Source organism: Halobellus sp., from assembly GCF_042218505.1.
Classification (GTDB): domain Archaea; phylum Halobacteriota; class Halobacteria; order Halobacteriales; family Haloferacaceae; genus Haloquadratum.
In genome coordinates, this window is sequence record NZ_JBDGQZ010000015.1 from 37900 (window position 1) to 56353 (window position 18454).

The following is an 18454-nucleotide window of genomic DNA, read 5'->3' on the forward strand; positions in this document are numbered from 1 at the left end:
CTCACTGTCGTTCGGACACGAGATGCGAGGGGAGGGATTTGAACCACGGTCACAGCGGTGCTGCTCCCTGTTTCAAATCCCTCGTGCCATACACGGTCCTCACTGTCGTTCGGACACGAGATGCGAGGGGAGGGATTTGAACCCACGGACTCCTACGAGAGCGGATCTTGAGTCCGCCGCCTTTTCCAAACTCGGCCACCCTCGCGCTGCATTCGGGCAGATGCCTTCGGAGCCGTTTAACTCTCCGGTTTCGACTCGGGTGCTGTCCCGCCATCAGCCCCCGACTCAGCTCAGTTGCGCTGCTGCGACGAGTGCCTCGACGCCGCTGACTGTGTCGGCGCTGAGCGGCGGACGCACGTCGGCTGCAGATATCACCGCTCGCTCGACAAGCAGCGCCTTCGTCGCGGGGGCGAACCCCTTGGCGAGGGCGTACTCGAAGAGCGGATCGACTACCTTCCGGTGGGTTCGCTCTGCCTGTGCTCTGCCGGGGTCGTCGACTAGAGACGCATACGCCCCGGGAACCACGTTCGCGAGAGCGTTGATGCCGCCGTCGAACCCCATCTGAAGCGACGGTAGTAACAGCGAATCGTACCCCTGAAAGAGGCGGAAGTCCGCCGGCGTTCGGTGCTTCGCCCGGAGACCGTACGCGAGGTCGCCGCTGGAATCCTTCAGCCCACAGACCGCCTCGTGATCTGCAACGGCAGCAACCGTCTCGATCGGGATCGGTTCACCAACGCACCCGGGGACGTTATAGAGGAAAAACGGGAGCGGACTCGCGTCGGCGACCACCTCGAAGAACCGCCTCACGCCAGCCTCCCCGTTCGAGTTGTGGTAGTACGGCGCCGTGACGACGCCGGCGTCGACGCCTATATCGGCGAGCGTCTCGAGCCAGTCGATCGCTTCACCGACGCTGGTGCCGGTGCCGCCGGCGAGCACGGATACTTCGTCGCCCACTGCATCGACAGTGTGTTCGACGAGCGCCCGGCGTTCCTCGCGCGTGAGACTCGCGAACTCTCCGGTCGTACCGCACGGGAACACGCCGGTCACGCCGCCCTCAACGACGTGAGCCAACAGTTCGTCGAGCGAGTCCCAGTCGACCTCACCGTCAGCGAACGGTGTCACGAGCGGCGGCAGCAGGTCTCCAACCTCGGGTGCCTTCATACTTGTACACGCCTGTTTCCGTCCGCCATATTAATTCCCAGGCGAAACGGCAATTCCCCACTGAGGTGCAGCAGGGACGCCCCTACCACTCAATCGAGGTAGTCGCGGACCCGATCCGGGACTTCGAGCGCAATCCCGGCGGCGATCGCCGGCCCCACGACAGCGAGAAACAGGAGTGTGATCCCCCCGCCGACGATCCCCAGCACGAGGGCGACGACGAGCAGGATCGGGACTGCGAGTACGATCACTCCTCGGCCGGCCGCGTCGGCGACACCGGCCGCGTAGTCCGCGATTGCCCCTGGAACTTCTTTGAGGCCTAGCTCACTCGACATACACGAGCGGACGACGGCCGGATTCAAAGAGTTGTCCACCCCGGCCCCCGCCGCGGCGCGCGATTTCTCACTCACCACTCGATCGGTTCGCGGTCGCGCCAGAACCGTCCCGCCGGCGACCCCGGCCGGAACCGAGCGAGCCACGTGGGCGTCTCCGCGCCCGTTTCAACCGATCGATCGGCTCCATCGCCGCCCATTTCGGTCCGGACCCACCCCGGAGACACCGAGTTTGTCAGCAGTCCCTCGTCGCCATACTCGCCGTGCAGGTAGGCCGTGAGCCCGTTGATCCCCGTTTTCGAGATTCGATAGGCCGGAGAGCCACCCGACTGCTCCTCGCTGAGTGCGCCCATCCCGGAGGAGAGGTTGACGATGCGGCCCCCGTCGGTCTGCAGTAAGAGCGGCACAGTATGCTTGCAGACGAGCATCGGTCCGCGGAGGTTCGTTGCGAGCGTACGGTCGATCGTCTTCACCGGCGCTGAGACGATGTCCGAGTCGAACTCCGCGATCCCGGCGTTGTTGACGACGATGTCGAGACGACCGGCAGTCTGGAAGATCTCGTCGGCGGCGTCGGAGACCTCGCCCTCCTGGGTGACGTCGACGAGGATGTGCTCCCACTTCTCGGGGACGTCGTGGCGCATCGACCGGGTCGCTGCGAAGACTGTCGCGCCGAGGGTCGAGAGATTCTCGGCGATCTGCCGGCCGATGCCGCGGTTCGCCCCCGTGACGAGCGCGACCTGGCCGTCGAGCGAGTCGTAGAGTTCCGGCTCCGGCGTCGAGTCGGTTGCGTTGTCGGTCATCGGCCGGACTAACGCGACGCGTGTAAAAGGGGATTCCGTCTGCGCACTACTCGTCCTCGAAATCGCGCCGCATCGCGATTTCGAACCAGGGACACAGGCGGAGTTGTCGGTACCACTTCGGGTGGCCGTGGAGGCGTTCGTAATCGACCCACAGCAGCCCCGCAATCTCGTCCTCATCGGGGTCGAGACGCACGTCGTCGAGCGTGACTTTCAGGACGGCACAGACCTCCCACTCGAGGCCGGCGTTCTCGTAGTAGCGTTTGTACTCGAACTTGTCTGTCACGCGCAGGTCGCTGTACTGGTCGGGCGTGACGCCCAGTTCCTCTTCGAGCCGCTGCTTCGTCGCGTCGATCTGGGACTGTCCCTCGACGGGGTGTGAGGCGACCGTACCGTCCCAGTGGGTGTCCCATAGGCGCTTACTCGGGGCCCGCTGGCCCAGAAGAAGTCTTCCTTCGCCGTCGAACACCAGGCAGGTGAACGCCCGGTGACGGATCCCCTCGCCGGTGTGAGCGTCGAGTCGGTTGGCCAGTCCAGTCCGGTTGTCGTCGCTGTCGACCGCGATCACGTCCTGAAGCGCGTTCTCGTGGGCGTCCTCCGCACCGCTGTCGCCAGCGTTCTCGGCTGATGCGGCCTCGTCGCGCCGATCTGCACTCATACTCACTCACTCGAAGGGCGAGACCAAGGAGTCTTCGATGCGCGCCGGGCGACGGTGCCGGCGCTACGGCGACGACTCGTCGAACCACGCCTCGACCGCGCGGCCGACCCGCTGTCGAACCCGTGGGTCGGTGCTGGGCCGACCGAGACTCACCGCGTCCGCGCCGTGCCCGAGGTACTCGCAGACGCTCGCGCGATCCCGAACCTCGTTGTTGGCGATCACGAACAGTTCCGGGGCGGCGCGCGCGACGTCGCCGACGACGGTCTCGCTGTCCATCGCATCGACGTGGATCGCGTCCGCGCCCGCATCGACGACTCGCTGTGCCGTCTCCCGGAGGTCGACGCCCGAGACCTCCGCACGGACTTTCACGCTCACGGTCGCGTCGGCATCGGCGGCGACGGCGACGTACTCGCAGAGCCGATCTGTCTCACGCAGGAGCGACTCGCCGCCGCCCGCGGTGCAGATCTCCGTCTGCCGGCAGTGGGCGTTGATTTCGAGGATCGCGTCGCGGTCCGCACAGACTCGCGCGACCTCGCGGATCGGCTCTGGCGTCGCGCTTCGGACGTTCACGCCGGACCGGATCGGCGCGTCCGCGAGCGCGTCGAGTTCGTCGGCGACGAAGGCGACCGGGTCCTCGGGCAGGAACTCCTCGCGGTCGCGGGCGACAAGTGCGCGAGCCGCCTCCCGAGTCGCCTCGTCCAGTGCGATCCCACCGAGGAACGCCGCGCCTGCGTGGTCACTCCCCGCCCGGGCCCACGCCGCATCGGCCTCGCCGCTGAGACTCGCGAGCGCAACGCGAGGCGTGAACAGGGGCGCTCGGTCGGCGTGTTCGGATTCCGCCGTAGTCATCCGACTCACCAGCCGTTCGCTCCTGCGGCCGCTAGTGCTGATGCCACTGCGCGGGCGACGCGCGCGGCGTCCGCCGGGCCGTCGATGCGGGTGTCCGTCCGGACGACCGGTCGATCCAGATCCGTCCCGTCGGCCTCGTCGAGGACGAACGCGTCCGCAAAGGGGTACGCGGCGGCGACGCCAGCGGTCGAGGGATCGCGCCCGACGCCCGTCATCAACTCCGCTGCCGGCCCGGAGAACACCTCTCGTTCGACGAACGGCGAGACGGCGACGACCGGCGTCGACGCGAGCGCATCGGCGAACGCGTCCATCGCGAGCATCGGTCCGAGGCTCGTCACCGGGTTCGACGGGCCGATCACGACCGGTTCCGACAGCGCGTCCAGCACCGCCGGCGTCGGCGACGCTGCATCTGCCCCGCGGAACTCCACGTCTCGCACTTCGGGATCGGCGCGCCGGTGGACCCAGTACTCCTGAAAGTGCATCTCGCCCTCGTCGGTGTGGATCATCGTCGCGACGGGGTCGTCGCTCATCGGCAGCAGTTCGATCTCGATCCCGAACGCGTCCGCGAGCGTCCGCGTGACCGCCGTCAACGAGTGTCCCTCGTCGAGCAGCGACGTGCGGGTAAGATGCACTGCACGGTCCCGATCACCGATCTGCATAAACTCCGCCACGCCCGAGAAACGCCGCCAGGTGGCGATCTCTCGGCCCGCAGTCTGTGCCTCCTCCGTGAGATACCGCGGCCCATCGGCCAGTCCGGCGGCCTCGGCGAGTCGGGAGAGTTCCTCGTGAGTCGCCGTCGTGTCGCCCTCGATTCCCCACCACGTGTCGGTGTCGAGGACGTCGCCGCCGTGAAAGAGCACGGTGTCCACGTCAGGGCAGACGAGATGCCCCCCGAGTTCGACGTCGTCGCCGGTGTTCGCGATCACCGTCGCTTCCCCGAGGTCGAACACCTCGTCCGCGCCGTCGAGGAGTTTCGGCGTTCCGGTCCCGCCGGCGAGGAACGTGATCATACACTGAATAGCGTGGGCGACCGTTTGAACGTTCCTTCCTGGGTCGAGAATTCGCTCGAGATTCGGCGTACCCGTCCGGATCCGGAGTTATTTCCACCCAGCTCACCGACTCCGGATATGCACGCGATCAAAGACAGCGTCCACGACTACATCACGCTCGGGCCGGTCGCACAGGACCTGGTTGATACCCCTCTCGTTCAGCGCCTTCGACACGTCAAACAGCTCTCGACCGTCCGTCTCGTCTATCCCTCGGCGAACCACACCCGCTTCGAGCACTCACTCGGCGTCTACCACCTGGCATCCCGCGCGCTCGAACACCTCGGGATCGGTGGCGACCGTGCCCGTCACGTCCGCGCGGCCGCGCTCCTCCACGACGTCGGACACGGTCCCTACGGTCACCAGACGGAGGAAGTCATCCGCCACCGAACGGGCGACCACCACGACGAGATCGGATGGCTCCTCGACGACAGTGGGGCTGCGGCGGTCCTGCGCAGCCACGATCTCGATCCCGACCGCGTGGCGGCCGTCGTCCGCGGATCGGGAGAACTCGGACAGTTGATCTCGGGCGAACTCGACGTCGATCGGATGGACTACCTCGTCCGTGACGCCCATCACACCGGCGTGCCCTACGGTACGATCGACGTTGGCCGGCTCATCCGGGAACTCCGCTACCGTAACGGACGACTCGTCCTCGCAACGGGGAACGTCCAGACCGCCGAATCGCTGCTGCTCGCACGCGCGCTGATGAACGGAACGGTCTACCGTCACCACGTGTCCCGAATCGCCGGCGCGATGCTCGAACGGGCCTCCGAGCGACTGCTGGACGCCGGATCGGACGCGCGAGACGAGGGCTCCAACGCGTCGGTCGACGTTACCGAGTTCCGCCGGATGGCCGATCACGACCTGCTCGTCGCCCTCCGGGAGACGATGCCCGATCTGGCCCACCGGATCGAGTACCGCGACCTCTACAAACGCGCCGTCTGGGCACCTCTGGGTGACGTGCCTGCCGATGTCGTGGAAATGGACCGTGCGGCGACTCGCGCGGCCGCCGCAGACATCGCCGAGCGCGCGGCGGTCGCCCGCGACGACGTGTTGCTCGACGTTCCCGCCCGTCCACAGTTCAAGGAGTCGCGCTCGCGGGTCGTCGTCGACAGCGTCGTCCAGCAGTTATCGGACGCCTCCGAACTGGTCGACGCGTTGCGCGCGGCCGAGCGCGCCCAGTGGCGTCTCGGCGTTTACGCCCCCGCCGACTCGCTTCCCGACGTGGCCGCCGCGGCCGAGTCGGTGCTCGGGCTGGCCTGATTCCCGCCCGGTCACATCCGACACAAACGATTTGAGACTCTGCGGCCGACTCCTGGAGATGCGACGCCGACGACTGCTCGCCGCCCTGGCCCTCTTCCCTGCATCGCTCGCCGGCTGCAACGGCCGCGGCGCGACCCTGACACCCCGACCGACCGAGTCGGAACCTACAGTTCCCGGACCGACAGCGACCCCCATCAGCGCGACCCAGCAACCGCCCGAACCGCCCGTATCACCCACCGCCGCTGCGGCCCGGGCGTTCGTGCGCGAGTACGAGCGAATCGCTGCCCGCAACGCTATCGTCGAATACGCCGGCGACACGCCTGCGCGGAACCCCCGACTTGGCGAACCGAGCGCCGTCGTCGTCGCCGCGGCCGACGCGGGGTTCTACCTGTTCGGCGCGTGCCGCGCCGCCGGCGAGCACGGCGAGCGCGGCGAGTATACGATCAATCGCCACGAGGTCCCGCACTTCGTCGGCCGCGACGGCACTCACGAGGTGCTCCCCTGGACCGCCGTCGTCTGTGAGTCCGCCGATCGCCCGTTCGCGGCCGAGGACCCGGCGGCGAACGTGGTCGATCCCGCTCAGTACTACGGGGCCGAACTCCACCTGTTCCGGTTCGACGGGGCGAGCCACGACGTGCGACTCCTCGTCGACTACCTCGACGACGGAGCGCCGAAGCCGGTCTACTCGACGACGGTCGAAGCGAGCGCTGACGCGTCGGATCCGGCAGACGAGTACGTGCTCGCTGACCTCGCGGTCCGGCGGGGGACGTATCGCGTCACTGCCGAGATCGCGGACGCGGCCGCCGCCGACTCCGACGTGACGGCGACCTGGACGCTCTCGGACCCCGACGCGCCCGCCTGGACCGGACTCTCGGTATTCGTTGGCAACGACGGCCGACCCGCGATCGGCCGCCCCGACGTCGCGGACGACGCGCTCGTGCCGGGGCCGTCGCTGTGTGCGACGCAACTGCGAGACGAGTAGGACGCGACCGCTACGCGTCGGCCTCGACCTGCCCGTCGACCAGTTCTTCGGCCACGACGTCGGCGGTCAGGAGCGCCGGGTCGATAGCGAGGTCGGCCTGCCCACGCGCGAACTCGGGGAGGGAGTCGCGACTGTAGGCGACCACCCGGATCTCCGTGTTGGCCTCTTTCGCCACCGGAATGGCCGAGGCGTCGTCCATATCGGTGAGGACGAGCGTATGCGCGTCGGCGAGCCCCGCGTCGTCCAGCGAATCGCGGTTCGCGACGCCCTCCACGCGGATGACCTCCGCGCCGAGCGTCTCGAGCGCCGTCCCCAGATCGTCGTCGTCTGCTCCGGTGAGTAACACCTGCATCATTCGTACTCGATGGTCGCCGGGGGCTTGTGTGTCACGTCGTAGACGACGCGGGCGACGTTCTCGTTCTCACCAGTGATCCGGGACTGAATGCGCTGGAGCGTCTCCCACGGCAGTTCCTGAGCACGAGCGGTCATTCCGTCGCGGGACTCCACCGACCGGACGGAGACGATCCAGCCGTGAACCCGGTTATCACCTTTCACGCCGGTGCCCTTGCCGATGACTGCGGCGAACGCCTGCCAGGGGTCGTGCTCCGCTACCTCCTCTTCGACGATGTAACACGCTTCGCGGGCGATGTCGACCTTCTCTCCGGTCACTTCGCCGATAACGCGGATCGCCAGCCCCGGACCGGGGAACGGCATCCGCTCGGAGATGATCTCTTCGAGGTCCAGTTCGCGGGCGACCTCCCGGACTTCGTCTTTGTACAGTTCGCGGACGGGTTCGACGATTCCCTCAAAGTCGACGACCTCCGGTAGGCCGCCGACGTTGTGGTGCGATTTGATGTTTCCTTCCGATTCGATCCGGTCGGGGTAGATCGTCCCCTGGACGAGATAGTCGGCCTCGGCGGACTTCGCCTCCCGCTCGAACTCGCGGATGAACTGCTCGCCGATCGCGTGGCGTTTCTCCTCGGGATCGGTGATCCCCGACAGCGCATCGAGAAACCGGTCTTGCGCCTCGACGACGCGGAGCGAGTCCATATACGAGAAGGTGTCCCTGATCTGGTCAGTCTCGCCTTTACGCATCAGTCCGGTGTCCACGTAGACGGGTGTGAGCCGGTCGCCGATCGCTCGGTACGCGAGGGCGGCCGCGACAGAAGAGTCGACGCCACCGGACAGCGCGATGACGGCGCTCTCGTCGCCGACCTGTTCGTCGATCTCTTCGACTGCGTCTTCGATGAATTCGATCGTGTTAACCATCAGGCTTGCACCTCCTGATCTGCGAGTTCGCGCGCGTCCAACTCTCCGGCAACGGCCTCGAGGAAGCCGACGAACGGCGGACTCGCGCGGTCGGGTCGCGAGCGGAACTCGGGGTGGAACTGTGTCCCGAAAAAGAACGGGTGATCGGTTCGCTCGACGATCTCCATTCGGTTGTCGGCCCGCCCGGAGAAGTCGAGCGCGCCCCGCTCTAACTCCCCGATGTACTCGGGGTTGACCTCATAGCGGTGCCGATGTCGCTCCGTACAGACGGTGTCTCCGTAGACGTGTTCGGCGAGCGACCCGGACTCGATCTGCGTGTCGTGTGCGCCAAGCCGCATCGTTCCGCCCATCTCCTCGACCTCGTACTGCTCGGGCAGGATGTCGATGACGGGGTAACCGGTGTCAGGGTCGAGTTCCGCGGAGTGAGCGTCCTCGTGTCCGAGGACGTTGCGGGCGTGTTCGACCACGGCCATCTGGAAGCCCAGACAGAGTCCCAGGAACGGCACGTTGTGTGCTCTGCAGTACTCGATTGCCTTTAGTTTCCCCTCGATGCCGCGGGAGCCGAAGCCACCGGGGACGACGACCCCGTCGGCTTCCTTCAGTCGGTTCTCGTGTCGGTCGAGCATCTCGTCGGAGTCGACCCACAGAACGTTCACCTCGGTCTGGCGCTCGATGCCGGCGTGCTTCAGCGCCTCGTGAACGGACATATACGCGTCTTCGAGGTCGTACTTCCCGACGAGGGCGATGTCGACCTCGTCGGCGCGGTCGCGCGTCACCAGTTCGCGCCAGCGGTTGTCGCGCTCTGCGGGCGGGAGCGCCTCTTCGTCGAGACCGAGGCGGTCCATCACGTACTGGTCGAGGCCCTCCTCTTCGACCATCAGCGGGACGTGGTAGACGTCTTCGACGTCGGGGTTGGAGAAGACCGCGTCGATGTGGACGTCACAGAACAGCGCAATCTTCTCTTTCGTCTCGATGTCGAGTTTGTCCTCACAGCGGCCGACCAGAATGTCGGGTTGCAGGCCGATCGAACGTAGTTCCTTCACCGAGTGCTGTGTGGGCTTGGTCTTCTGCTCGCCGTTTTTCGAGTACGGAACGAGCGTGACGTGCGTGAACAGGATGTCGTCGTCGTCCTCCTCGTGGGCGAACTGCCGCAGCGCCTCCAGGTAGGGCATCCCCTCGATGTCGCCGACGGTCCCGCCGACCTCGACGATGCAGACGTCGGTCTCTTCGGCCGCCTCCCGGATACGGCGTTTGATGTCGTCGGTGATGTGCGGGATGATCTGGACCGTCTTGCCCAGGTAGTCGCCCGCGCGTTCCTTCTCGATGACGTGCTGGTAGGTCTTGCCCGTGGTGACGTTGTGGTCGGAGGTCATATCCGTCCCGAGGAACCGCTCGTAGTTCCCCAGATCCAGATCGACCTCGCCGCCGTCTTTGAGGACGTAGACTTCCCCGTGCTGGTAGGGGTTCATCGTCCCGGCGTCGACGTTGAGATACGGATCGATCTTGACCGCCGTCACGTCGAAGCCCGCGTTCGACAGCAGCCGACCGGTGCTGGCCGCGGTGATTCCCTTGCCTAGCCCGGACATCACCCCACCTGTTACGAAAATGAACTTCCGACCCAACGAGGGGTCGTACCCGGTTTCGGGTTCCTTCGGCATACTGAGTGTGTGCGAGGCCGCATCAAAACCGTTTCGGAGCGGCGGACACTCTGGGACGAATGCACACGGGCTATCGTTCGTCAAATGAAAAAATTCGTGACGGAATGGAACAAATAAGAGGTCCAATTCGACGTGTGGTCACCGTCTCGCAGACCGTCGTGGGACAGCGCTCTCCGGTTGCCGTCACTCGGCCGGCACCGTCGCACCCGGTGACGACGCGTGCTCGACGACCTCGCCCGCTTCGAGATCGACCCGTTCGACGCCCTCGAGTTCGAGCACCAGTTCCGGACCGAACGCCGACGCGGGCGTCTGGTATCCGATGGGAGCGTCCGCAAGGACTTTTTCCGCCACCAGCAGCGCTGATTCAACAGTGAAATGATACGTCTCGGGCGTCCGGATTCGGGAGACGACCCGGGTGTCGCCAGTTCGGGCCTCGCCCCAGACACGCGCTTCGCCGGACGTCCGCGTCTCCGTGTCGGGACCGTCGACGTAGCGATCGATCAGCCACGAGAGGCCGCGCTGGACCGCTTCGCTGTCGAGTCCGCCACCGAGATACGAGGCCAGTTTCATTCCCGCGCGCGCGCTGCTCGGAGCCGAGAGGTACACCTCGATGTCCGGAATCCCGGTGGTGTGATACGCGGTCGAGACGTCGCCCCACGGAATCGAGACGGCCCGCCGGAGTCCGTCGCCGAAGTCGACGACGCGGGTCCGCGCGGCGACTCGCTCGTGGCGGAGGACCCCGTCGCGGCGGATCGCTCCCCCGTCGCCGAGTCCCGTGAGGACGGTCTTTAGCGTGCCCGGTGAAACGCCGCCCTCGGCTTCGAGCGCCAGTGAGAGATGATCCGCCTCGGGCAGGCGGTCGTGGAGGTGCGCCGCCAGACAGTCGGTTGGGACGACGTCGAAGCCGACGCCCGGCAAGAGCGTCACGCCCTCGCGCTGCGCGTCGCTGTCGCGGCGACGGATCCGCTCGAAGACCGGTAGTTCGCCGGTGATGTCAAGATAGTCGGTCCCGGTCGCGAGGCAGGCGTCGACCATCGCGTCGGCAGTCTCGCTGAACGGTCCGGCGCAGTTGAGCACCGCGTCGACGCCGCCAAGGTGCGATTCGGCCCCGCGCACTTTGAACGACCGCGCGGGGACGTCGTGAGCGGTGGCGACCCCGCGCGTCCGCGCCGGATCTCGCCCTGCGGCGATCGGGTCGAACCCGCGCTCGGCGGCCGCTTCGACGATCAACCGGCCGGTGTAGCCGTACGCGCCGTAGACGAGCAGTCGGTCGGTTCCGTCGTCTGTCATAGCTGCCGATTGGACCGGTGACGACAAAGGCGCACCGACACGGCCGGCGGGCCCCAGCCGCGACATCGAAAGGATGGAGACGGCCCCGACCGACAACCTGGTATGGACTTCCCACCGATCGGACTCGGCACGTACGATCTGACCGACCCGGAGACGTGCGAGACGGCGGTCGCGACGGCCGTCGACGACGGTTACGATCACATCGACACCGCGCAGGGCTACGGCAACGAGGCGGTCGTGGCCAGTGGGCTGGAACGCGCTGACCGCGACGCCGACGAAGTACTTCTCGCGACGAAACTCGAGACCGGCAATCTCGGCTCCGACGACGTCGTCGCCACGGCCCGCGAGAGCGCTGATCGACTCGGCGTCGACTCGATCGACCTGCTGTACGTCCATTGGCCGATCAACACCTACCATCCCGAGGAGACACTCCCAGCGCTCGATCGCCTCGTCGAGGACGGACTCGTCGAGCGTGTGGGCCTCAGCAACTTCCGCCCCGATCAACTGGCGGCAGCCATCGATCGACTCGACGCACCGGTGGCGGCACACCAGGTCGAGATGCACCCGCTTCTCCCCCAGTCTGCCCTCCACGCGCTGGCCGTCGAGGAGGGGCACCAACTCGTGGCGTACTGTCCGATCGCCAGAAATCAGGTCGCCGACGTCCCCCAGATCGCCGACATCGCGGCGGCGCACGACGTGACGGCGGCGCAGGTGTCGCTCGCGTGGCTGCACGCGAAAGACCGAGTCACCCCGATTCCGCGGTCGTCCACACCCGAACACATCCGCGAGAATCACGCGGCGCTGGATCTCGATCTGACGGCCGACGAGATGGCGACGCTCGACGCCATCGATCGTCGACATCGCGTCGTCGATTTCGACGCTGCGCCCTGGAATCAGTAGTCGGCACCCGATGCTCCGCGGACGCGACGCGCCCGCACGGCGACGCGTCGCTCACCCGGTGTTTTTCATTCCTGCGGCGATCCCCTTGACAGTCAGCCGCAGGGTCTGCTCCTCCTCGTCGGTCCGGTGGGTCTTGGTCAGCAGGTGCGTCTGCAACACGTTCAGGGGGTCGACGTAGGGGTTGCGCCGACGGAGGCTCTCGCTGAGCCACTCCCGTCGAAGCAGCGAATCCTGCCCAGTCACTTCGAGGACGATGTCGCGGGCGCGCTCGTACTCTGCTTCCAGATGCGGGAAGAACTCCTCGCGGAGGTCGTCGTCCGCGAGGTCCGCGTAGTACTCCGCAATCTCGAAGTCCGTACGGGCCAGCGCGAGCGAGGCGTTGTCTAAAGTCGTCCGGAAGAACGGCCACTCGTGGTACATCTCCCGGAGCGTCTCGATGCTACCGCCCGCATCGAGGTACGCCTGGATGCCGCCGCCCAGGGCATACCAGCCCGTGATGATGCAGCGCGACTGCGTCCAGGAGAACACCCACGGGATCGCCCGCAGGTCCTCGACGGTTCGCTCGCCGGAACGCGAGGCCGGCCGCGATCCGAGATTCAGGTCCTCGATGACGCCGATCGGCGTCGCCTGGCCGAAGTACGTGACGAAACCGTCGGATTCGAGCAGGTCGCGATACTGCGTGCGGGCCGCTGGGGCCATCTCGTCCATCGCCTCGATCCACTCGTCGCGCACGTTCTCCACGGGTTCACGGATGGCGCGATAGCGGGCGCGCACCTGTGCGTTCAGCATCTGTTCGAGGTTGCGCTCGGCGATCTGCGGGTTGGCGTACTTTTCAGCGATTGCCTCGCCCTGCTCGGTGAACTTGATCTGCCCCGAGACGGTCTCGTTGGGCAGCGCCAGCATCGCCTCGTTCATCGGACCACCGCCCCGCGAGATCGACCCGCCGCGGCCGTGGAACAGCCGCATCTTCACGTTGAAGTCGTCGCAGATCGTCGCGAGGCGTCGCTGGTTCTTGTAGAGGTCCCAGTTCGCGGCCAGGAATCCGTTCTCCTTGTTGGAGTCGGAGTAGCCGAGCATAATCTCCTGGGTGTCGTTCCGGGCCGCGAGCGCTTTCCCGTACGCCTCGTTCTCGAAGAGCGTGCCCATAATCCGTCGCGCACCGTTGAGTGCGGACTCGGTCTCCAGCAGGGGGACGATGTCGAGGCCGCAGTGGTCCGGAAGCGAGACGACGCCGGCTTGGTCCGAGAGGAAGAGGACTTCGAGGACGTGACTGGGTTCCTCCGTCATCGAGATACAGTAGGTGTCGATGGCGCTGACGCCGAACTCCCGCTGCCACTCCCCGAGCATCTCAAAGCGTCGCAGCACGCGGTCGGCCGTCTCGGAGACGTCGCCGGGGTCCTCGAGGTCGATCACCGGTTCGGACTGGAGGATGCCCTCGGTCAGGACCTCGATCCGCCCCGCTTCGTCGCGGCCGCGGTAGTCGATCCCCTCGTTTGCGAGCACCTCGTGGACGGCCTCAGTGTGATTCTTCTGGTGGTCACGCAGGTCGAGGTTGGCGAGCGTGAAGCCGAACGTGTCGACCTGTCGCGTGAGTGGCTCGACGTACTCGTCGGCGACGACGTCTGCGCCGACCGACCTGAGGCTCCGGTCGATAGTCTGGAGATCATCGAGGAACTCGCTCTTTTCCGCGTAGCCGTCCGGCCGGACGTCCTCGATGCGGCGGAGTCGCTCGCGCATCAGTTTCAGTTTCTGTCTGTAGGGCTCGCCGGGGTACCGCTCCTCTGCTTCGGTTGCGACGCCCGGGAGCCGCGCCCGGTCGGACTTCAGCGATCGCTCCAACTCCGCGCCGACGTCGACTCGTCGGCCGTCCTGGCTCAGAACGCCGGAGAGACGCTTGAGTGAATCGCTGTACTTCTCGAGGACGACACCGCGCTGTCGTTCGAGCGTGTCGGTGGTCACCTCGGGCGTGACGAAGGGGTTGCCGTCGCGGTCCGAGCCGGCCCACGAGCGGAACTCGAACAGTTTCGGGACGTCGACGCTGGGATACTCCTCAGCCAGCAGGTCTTCGAACTCGGCGTACACTTCGCCGACCACGTCGAACAGGATCGACTCGATGTACCACTGGACGTTCCGGGCCTCGTCTTGCGGTTCGGGACGGCGCTCGCGGACCTGCGAGGTCTGCCAGAGACTCGTGACCTCGGCGTCCACCTTCCGCCACAGTTGATCGTGCTCTCGGTCGGTGACCCGCCGCTCGTCGAGTTCCTCGAGTCGGTTCGCGATGGATCGGAGTTTCGCCTTCACGGTCTTCCGGCGCGCTTCCGTCGGGTGCGCTGTGAACGTCGGTTCGATCAGGACGTCATCGAGAATATGCTGGACGGTCTCGGGGTCGGCGTCGGCTTCGATCAGCGACTCTACCGTCGCGACCAGACCGTCCTCGAGATCGCCAGACTGCGATCCCTCGCGTACGGCACGAGCGCGCTCGCGCTCTTCCGCGAGGTTGATGAGTTCGAAGTAGGTAGTGAACGCCCGAGCGACGACGCTCTCGCCCTCAGGAGAGAGTGCTTCGAGGATCTGATCCAGTTCTTCGCGGGATTCCTGTTCGCCCTTTCGATAGTCGATCGCGGTCGTTCGGATCTCTTCGACTGTCTCGAAGGCCCCTTCAGACGTTTGTTCCGCCAATACGTCGCCAAGGAGCGCACCGAGTTCCCGAACGTCCTGCTTGACGTCCCTGCTGTGCAAATCCATACCGAGCGATATACCCTACACTGAGTAAAAACCTGCGAGTGTCACATCGGGCGATCGCCCGCCCCGTCTCGTGGCCGATGAACCGGAGTTTCGTCATCCTTTTTACCGGCGGGTCGAAGTTCCTCGTATGAGCGAGCGCGACAAGTATCCGGCGCAGTCGGGTCGCCGCCGGTTCGTTAAGGGTGTCGTCGGCGGCGCGGCACTGGCCGGCGTCGGTGCAACGGGCGCGGCCGCGATCAACTCCGCAACACAGTCCTCCGGTGCGGGTGGCGGGTCGACGCAGGCGTATGCCATCGAGAACGTCGCGGGTCCCGCGCCCCGCGGGATGCCGCAGATCCCCGTCGAGATCGACGACGAGGGGTATCTCAAGGGCGTCTGGCCCGAAGTCAAAACGGTGAAACAGGGCGGGGTCTCCGTTCAGATCGCAGAGACGGAGGACTTCAAAGGGTCGGGCGAGACGTACACAACCGAGTGGTTCCAGTTCTGCGGCGTCGAGTCCTACGCCGGGATCGAACCCGGCTACGACTCTGAGAACTACTTCCGGTCGGGATCGAACCCCGGCTACGAGTGGCAGAGTGAAGCGTACTCCGAGGGAGATCGGCTTCACGTCGACGACTTCTCGGATTATCAGGAGTGGGGCAACGGGGTCGGCGACCCGGGACTGGGCAAACCTGCGACCGGCCGCTGGCGCTCCGAAGACGCCGAGGACACCATCCCGATCCAGGTCATCAAGTCCGAACAGGTGATAGAGATGGCCGAGGAGGACCCGTGGCTCGAAGCGTCGACCGAAGAGGGCTTTATTGCCTGGCTCAACAAGTGTACGCACTTCTGTTGCGTCCCGCAGTACAAGAACGAGGGCTCGGCGAAATTCAACGCCGCAAACGACGTATACTGCCAGTGCCACCAGTCGGTGTACGATCCTTACAGCATCGTTCAGACGCTGTTCGTCGCCCGTCCCCGTCCGAGCGACTGATCCGTCCGGAACGACGGGTTCTTTCGCCGTCCCAGTATCTCGTTTCGGATACATTCACGTAGGACGCCCTCGCATATGACAGTAGAATGAGCGAGGGGGATGTCGGGCCGAACGCGAAGAGCGAAGGCTTAGACCCGTCAGAGATTCACGACGTCCTCCGAAACGACCGGCGACGCCTGGTTCTCGAACGGCTTCGCTCGGTCGACGGAAACGAGACGGTCTCAGATCTCTCGGAGCACATCGGCGGCATCGAGGCCGACGAGTCGCCGCCGCCGCGCAACGTGCGACAGAGCGTCTACGTCTCGCTCCACCAGACACACCTCCCGAAACTCGACGACCTCAGCATCGTCGAGTACGACCCGGACGCCAAGACGGTCTCGCTCGACGACAACGCCGACGACGTAGCGGTCTATATGGAAGTCGTCCCCCGGTACGGCCTCTCGTGGGCGGAGTACTACCTCGGCCTCGGTATCCTCGGCATCCTCTCGCTGTCGGCGTCGATACTCGGCGCTCCGCTGCTACAGTCGTTTGCCCCGGGTGCGATCGGCCTGTTCGTCTCGGGACTCCTCGTTGCCTCTGCGTCCTACCAACTCCTCGAACAGCGGAGTTCGCTGGTGCATCGGCTCCGCGACGGGTGAGGCGCGCCGGCGGGTGCGCGTCGCTTTTAAATGCCACGTTCGGATCGACGTGGCCACCAAATGGCGAACAGCCGGTACCGTTGTTCCCCGCACCGTCGTACCGGACAACCGCTTCTCGGCGCGGGGTCGCTGTCAGATCACGGCGGGACTGGCCGCGGTACTGGATATAAACCTTCGCTGCTCGAACGCGGGACCGAGAAGTGAACTCGGCGTGGACGAACCCGCGACCACGTCGAAACCCCCCGCTCTCGAACCGATACGCTCGCCCGCGTGTTCCCAAACCGGCCGATACCCCTGCCCGCGTCTTCCTGCACCGGCCGATACGCTCAGGTGGGTGGCCTCCGCTGCTTCGGTATGCCTGAGACCGCCATCGTGTGGTTCCGCCGGGACCTGCGGACGCACGACAACGAGGCGCTCGCGGCCGCTGCCGAAGCGGACCGCCTTCTCCCAGTGTACTGCGTCGACCCACGTCGCACCGGCGAACAAGCCTACGGCGGCCGCGATTCGTTCCAGTACCGAAAAGTCGGTCGGCACCGGGCACGCTTCCGACGCGAGTCGCTCGCTGACCTCCGCAGTCGCCTCCGCGACGCCGGTTCGAACCTCCTGATCCGTCGGGGTCGGCCGGCGACCGTGCTGCCGGAGCTCGCCGCCGCCGTCGGCGCCGAGACGGTCACTTTTCACGACCTCCCCGGGCCCGAGGAGCGGGCCATCAGAGCCGAAACGGTCGCAGCCCTTCGTGACGCTGGCGTCGTTCCGCGCCGCTTTTGGGGGCGCACGTTGCATCACGTCGCCGATCTACCGACGCCGTACACCGAGGTGAACGACACGTTCACGCCGTTCAAGGAGCGTATCGAGGCGGATGTCCCAATCCGGGCGACGCTGTCGGGTCCGTCGGTGCCACCGCTCCCTGCGGCCGACGATTCCGATGTGGACGCTGCAGCGCTCGATGCGGGCGACCTTCCCTCGGTGACGACGATCGTCGGCGGTGAGACGACTGATTCGCACGTATCAGCAGAGCCCGATGCCGATGCGGAGCGCTCGGACGAGCGCGGTGTCCACCCGTTTCCGGGCGGGGAACCCGCCGCGCTCGACCGACTCTCGACGTATCTCTGGGAGGGCGATCACCTCCGGACGTACCGTGAGACCCGAAATGGACTCCTCGGCGCGAACTACTCCTCGAAGTTCTCGCCGTGGCTCAACGAGGGCTGCCTGTCGCCGCGTCGCGTCCACGAGGAAGTCGAGTCGTACGAACAGGACCGCGTCGCCAACGATTCGACGTACTGGCTCCGCTTCGAGCTCCGCTGGCGCGACTTCTTCCAGTTCCAGGTGCTGCAACACGGCGAGCAGTTCTTCACCCCCGGTGGGCTCAGACGCCGCGAAGACGTCGAGTGGCGCTGGGAACCGAACGAATTCGAACGGTGGACCGTCGGCGAGACCGGAGTCCCTTTCGTAGACGCAAATATGCGCGAACTCGACGCGACGGGGTACCTGTCGAATCGTGGCCGGCAGAACGTCGCTTCGTTTCTGACCAACGACCTCGACATCGACTGGCGGCGCGGGGCCGCGCACTTCGAGACGCAACTGGTCGATTACGACCCCGCGTCCAACTACGGGAACTGGGCGTACATCGCGGGCGTCGGCAACGACTCACGCCAGCGGGCGTTCGACGTACTCGAACAGGCCAGAAAGTACGATCCCGACGCCGCGTACGTCACCCACTGGCTCCCGGAACTCGACGGACTCCCACCCGAGACGGCACACGCCCCGTGGACGCTCTCGACCGACGACCAGGCGGCTCACGGGGTCGAACTGGGCCTCGACTATCCGCGGCCGATGATCGATCCGACGACGTCCGGCGACGACCCGACGTAGCCAGGTGACGGTCCAGGGACG

17 protein-coding genes and 1 tRNA gene are annotated in these 18454 nt (G+C 66.1%); 6 read left to right on the forward strand and 12 right to left on the reverse strand.

Features of this window, described 5'->3' with window-relative positions; genetic code table 11:
• Nucleotides 1-121: 121 nt before the first annotated feature.
• The 7 genes from ABEI27_RS04215 to cofD all read right to left on the reverse strand — a co-directional run bounded on the left by ABEI27_RS04215 (nucleotide 122) and on the right by cofD (nucleotide 4804).
• Nucleotides 122-205: transfer RNA gene (locus ABEI27_RS04215), tRNA-Leu, on the reverse strand.
• Nucleotides 206-285: 80 nt separating this feature from the next.
• Nucleotides 286-1161 carry a dihydrodipicolinate synthase family protein gene (locus tag ABEI27_RS04220; RefSeq protein ID WP_375798161.1) on the reverse strand — a complete coding sequence of 292 codons (876 nt, stop codon included), beginning with the start codon at nucleotides 1159-1161 and terminating at the stop codon, nucleotides 286-288.
• An 89-nt stretch (nucleotides 1162-1250) separates the two neighbouring features.
• Nucleotides 1251-1493, reverse strand: a complete 243-nt coding sequence (locus tag ABEI27_RS04225; RefSeq protein WP_375798162.1) for a hypothetical protein — start codon at nucleotides 1491-1493, stop codon at nucleotides 1251-1253.
• Between the two features lie 71 nt (nucleotides 1494-1564).
• The gene (locus tag ABEI27_RS04230) at nucleotides 1565-2290 is read right to left on the reverse strand and encodes an SDR family NAD(P)-dependent oxidoreductase (protein ID WP_375798163.1); all 726 of its coding nucleotides are present in this window, start codon (nucleotides 2288-2290) and stop codon (nucleotides 1565-1567) included.
• Nucleotides 2291-2336: 46 nt separating this feature from the next.
• Nucleotides 2337-2945 (reverse strand): NUDIX domain-containing protein, encoded by a 609-nt coding sequence (locus ABEI27_RS04235; protein ID WP_375798164.1) that lies wholly within the window; start codon nucleotides 2943-2945, stop codon nucleotides 2337-2339.
• Between the two features lie 63 nt (nucleotides 2946-3008).
• Nucleotides 3009-3794: a tRNA-dihydrouridine synthase gene (locus tag ABEI27_RS04240; protein WP_375798165.1), complete on the reverse strand. Its 786-nt coding sequence runs from the start codon at nucleotides 3792-3794 to the stop codon at nucleotides 3009-3011.
• 5 nt (nucleotides 3795-3799) lie between these two features.
• Entirely contained in the window at nucleotides 3800-4804 is a 1005-nt protein-coding gene (gene cofD, locus ABEI27_RS04245) for a 2-phospho-L-lactate transferase (protein ID WP_375798166.1), read from the reverse strand.
• 117 nt (nucleotides 4805-4921) lie between these two features.
• Between cofD and ABEI27_RS04250 the strand changes: the two genes are divergently transcribed.
• A complete protein-coding gene (locus ABEI27_RS04250) occupies nucleotides 4922-6106 on the forward strand; it encodes an HD domain-containing protein (protein WP_375798167.1) in 1185 nt (394 codons plus the stop codon).
• A 58-nt stretch (nucleotides 6107-6164) separates the two neighbouring features.
• Nucleotides 6165-7088 carry a hypothetical protein gene (locus ABEI27_RS04255; protein ID WP_375798168.1) on the forward strand — a complete coding sequence of 308 codons (924 nt, stop codon included), beginning with the start codon at nucleotides 6165-6167 and terminating at the stop codon, nucleotides 7086-7088.
• Nucleotides 7089-7098: 10 nt separating this feature from the next.
• On the opposite strand, the gene ABEI27_RS04260 is transcribed toward ABEI27_RS04255, so the two are convergent.
• The 4 genes from ABEI27_RS04260 to ABEI27_RS04275 form a co-directional block, all read right to left on the reverse strand.
• Complete coding sequence (locus tag ABEI27_RS04260; protein WP_375798169.1) at nucleotides 7099-7440, reverse strand: CTP synthetase; 342 nt, start codon at nucleotides 7438-7440, stop codon at nucleotides 7099-7101.
• Complete coding sequence (guaA, locus tag ABEI27_RS04265; protein ID WP_375798170.1) at nucleotides 7440-8357, reverse strand: glutamine-hydrolyzing GMP synthase; 918 nt, start codon at nucleotides 8355-8357, stop codon at nucleotides 7440-7442. Before guaA ends, ABEI27_RS04260 begins: the two co-directional genes overlap by 1 nt.
• Complete coding sequence (locus tag ABEI27_RS04270; protein WP_375798171.1) at nucleotides 8357-10015, reverse strand: CTP synthase; 1659 nt, start codon at nucleotides 10013-10015, stop codon at nucleotides 8357-8359. The genes guaA and ABEI27_RS04270 overlap by 1 nt, the downstream gene beginning before the upstream one ends.
• Nucleotides 10016-10198: 183 nt before the next feature.
• On the reverse strand, nucleotides 10199-11305 hold the full coding sequence (locus ABEI27_RS04275) for a saccharopine dehydrogenase family protein (RefSeq protein ID WP_375798172.1): 1107 nt from the start codon (nucleotides 11303-11305) through the stop codon (nucleotides 10199-10201).
• Nucleotides 11306-11407: 102 nt separating this feature from the next.
• On the opposite strand from ABEI27_RS04275, the gene ABEI27_RS04280 reads away from it, so the two are divergent.
• Nucleotides 11408-12205, forward strand: a complete 798-nt coding sequence (locus ABEI27_RS04280; protein WP_375798173.1) for an aldo/keto reductase — start codon at nucleotides 11408-11410, stop codon at nucleotides 12203-12205.
• 51 nt (nucleotides 12206-12256) lie between these two features.
• On the opposite strand, the gene ppc is transcribed toward ABEI27_RS04280, so the two are convergent.
• Nucleotides 12257-14950 (reverse strand): phosphoenolpyruvate carboxylase, encoded by a 2694-nt coding sequence (ppc, locus tag ABEI27_RS04285; RefSeq protein ID WP_375798174.1) that lies wholly within the window; start codon nucleotides 14948-14950, stop codon nucleotides 12257-12259.
• 127 nt (nucleotides 14951-15077) lie between these two features.
• Between ppc and ABEI27_RS04290 the strand changes: the two genes are divergently transcribed.
• From ABEI27_RS04290 to ABEI27_RS04300, 3 genes are all read left to right on the forward strand, one after another.
• The gene (locus ABEI27_RS04290) at nucleotides 15078-15923 is read left to right on the forward strand and encodes a ubiquinol-cytochrome c reductase iron-sulfur subunit (RefSeq protein ID WP_375798175.1); all 846 of its coding nucleotides are present in this window, start codon (nucleotides 15078-15080) and stop codon (nucleotides 15921-15923) included.
• An 86-nt stretch (nucleotides 15924-16009) separates the two neighbouring features.
• Nucleotides 16010-16561, forward strand: coding sequence for a hypothetical protein (locus ABEI27_RS04295; protein ID WP_375798176.1), 552 nt, complete (start codon nucleotides 16010-16012; stop codon nucleotides 16559-16561).
• Between the two features lie 354 nt (nucleotides 16562-16915).
• Nucleotides 16916-18433, forward strand: a complete 1518-nt coding sequence (locus ABEI27_RS04300) for a DASH family cryptochrome (protein WP_375798177.1) — start codon at nucleotides 16916-16918, stop codon at nucleotides 18431-18433.
• The last annotated feature ends 21 nt before the right edge of the window (nucleotides 18434-18454 follow it).

Excerpts from the sequence above, each read along its gene's own strand:
- ABEI27_RS04270 (WP_375798171.1), bottom strand. The coding sequence starts at position 10,015 with ATGCCGAAGGAACCCGAAACCGGGTACGACCCCTCGTTGGGTCGGAAG.
- ABEI27_RS04295 (WP_375798176.1), top strand. The coding sequence starts at position 16,010 with ATGAGCGAGGGGGATGTCGGGCCGAACGCGAAGAGCGAAGGCTTAGAC.
- ABEI27_RS04220 (WP_375798161.1), bottom strand. The coding sequence starts at position 1,161 with ATGAAGGCACCCGAGGTTGGAGACCTGCTGCCGCCGCTCGTGACACCG.
- ABEI27_RS04230 (WP_375798163.1), bottom strand. The coding sequence starts at position 2,290 with ATGACCGACAACGCAACCGACTCGACGCCGGAGCCGGAACTCTACGAC.
- ABEI27_RS04235 (WP_375798164.1), bottom strand. The coding sequence starts at position 2,945 with ATGAGTGCAGATCGGCGCGACGAGGCCGCATCAGCCGAGAACGCTGGC.
- guaA (WP_375798170.1), bottom strand. The coding sequence starts at position 8,357 with ATGGTTAACACGATCGAATTCATCGAAGACGCAGTCGAAGAGATCGAC.
- ABEI27_RS04255 (WP_375798168.1), top strand. The coding sequence starts at position 6,165 with ATGCGACGCCGACGACTGCTCGCCGCCCTGGCCCTCTTCCCTGCATCG.
- ABEI27_RS04240 (WP_375798165.1), bottom strand. The coding sequence starts at position 3,794 with ATGACTACGGCGGAATCCGAACACGCCGACCGAGCGCCCCTGTTCACG.
- cofD (WP_375798166.1), bottom strand. The coding sequence starts at position 4,804 with ATGATCACGTTCCTCGCCGGCGGGACCGGAACGCCGAAACTCCTCGAC.
- ABEI27_RS04300 (WP_375798177.1), top strand. The coding sequence starts at position 16,916 with ATGCCTGAGACCGCCATCGTGTGGTTCCGCCGGGACCTGCGGACGCAC.
- ABEI27_RS04290 (WP_375798175.1), top strand. The coding sequence starts at position 15,078 with ATGAGCGAGCGCGACAAGTATCCGGCGCAGTCGGGTCGCCGCCGGTTC.
- ABEI27_RS04275 (WP_375798172.1), bottom strand. The coding sequence starts at position 11,305 with ATGACAGACGACGGAACCGACCGACTGCTCGTCTACGGCGCGTACGGC.
- ABEI27_RS04250 (WP_375798167.1), top strand. The coding sequence starts at position 4,922 with ATGCACGCGATCAAAGACAGCGTCCACGACTACATCACGCTCGGGCCG.
- ABEI27_RS04260 (WP_375798169.1), bottom strand. The coding sequence starts at position 7,440 with ATGCAGGTGTTACTCACCGGAGCAGACGACGACGATCTGGGGACGGCG.
- ppc (WP_375798174.1), bottom strand. The coding sequence starts at position 14,950 with ATGGATTTGCACAGCAGGGACGTCAAGCAGGACGTTCGGGAACTCGGT.
- ABEI27_RS04225 (WP_375798162.1), bottom strand. The coding sequence starts at position 1,493 with ATGTCGAGTGAGCTAGGCCTCAAAGAAGTTCCAGGGGCAATCGCGGAC.
- ABEI27_RS04280 (WP_375798173.1), top strand. The coding sequence starts at position 11,408 with ATGGACTTCCCACCGATCGGACTCGGCACGTACGATCTGACCGACCCG.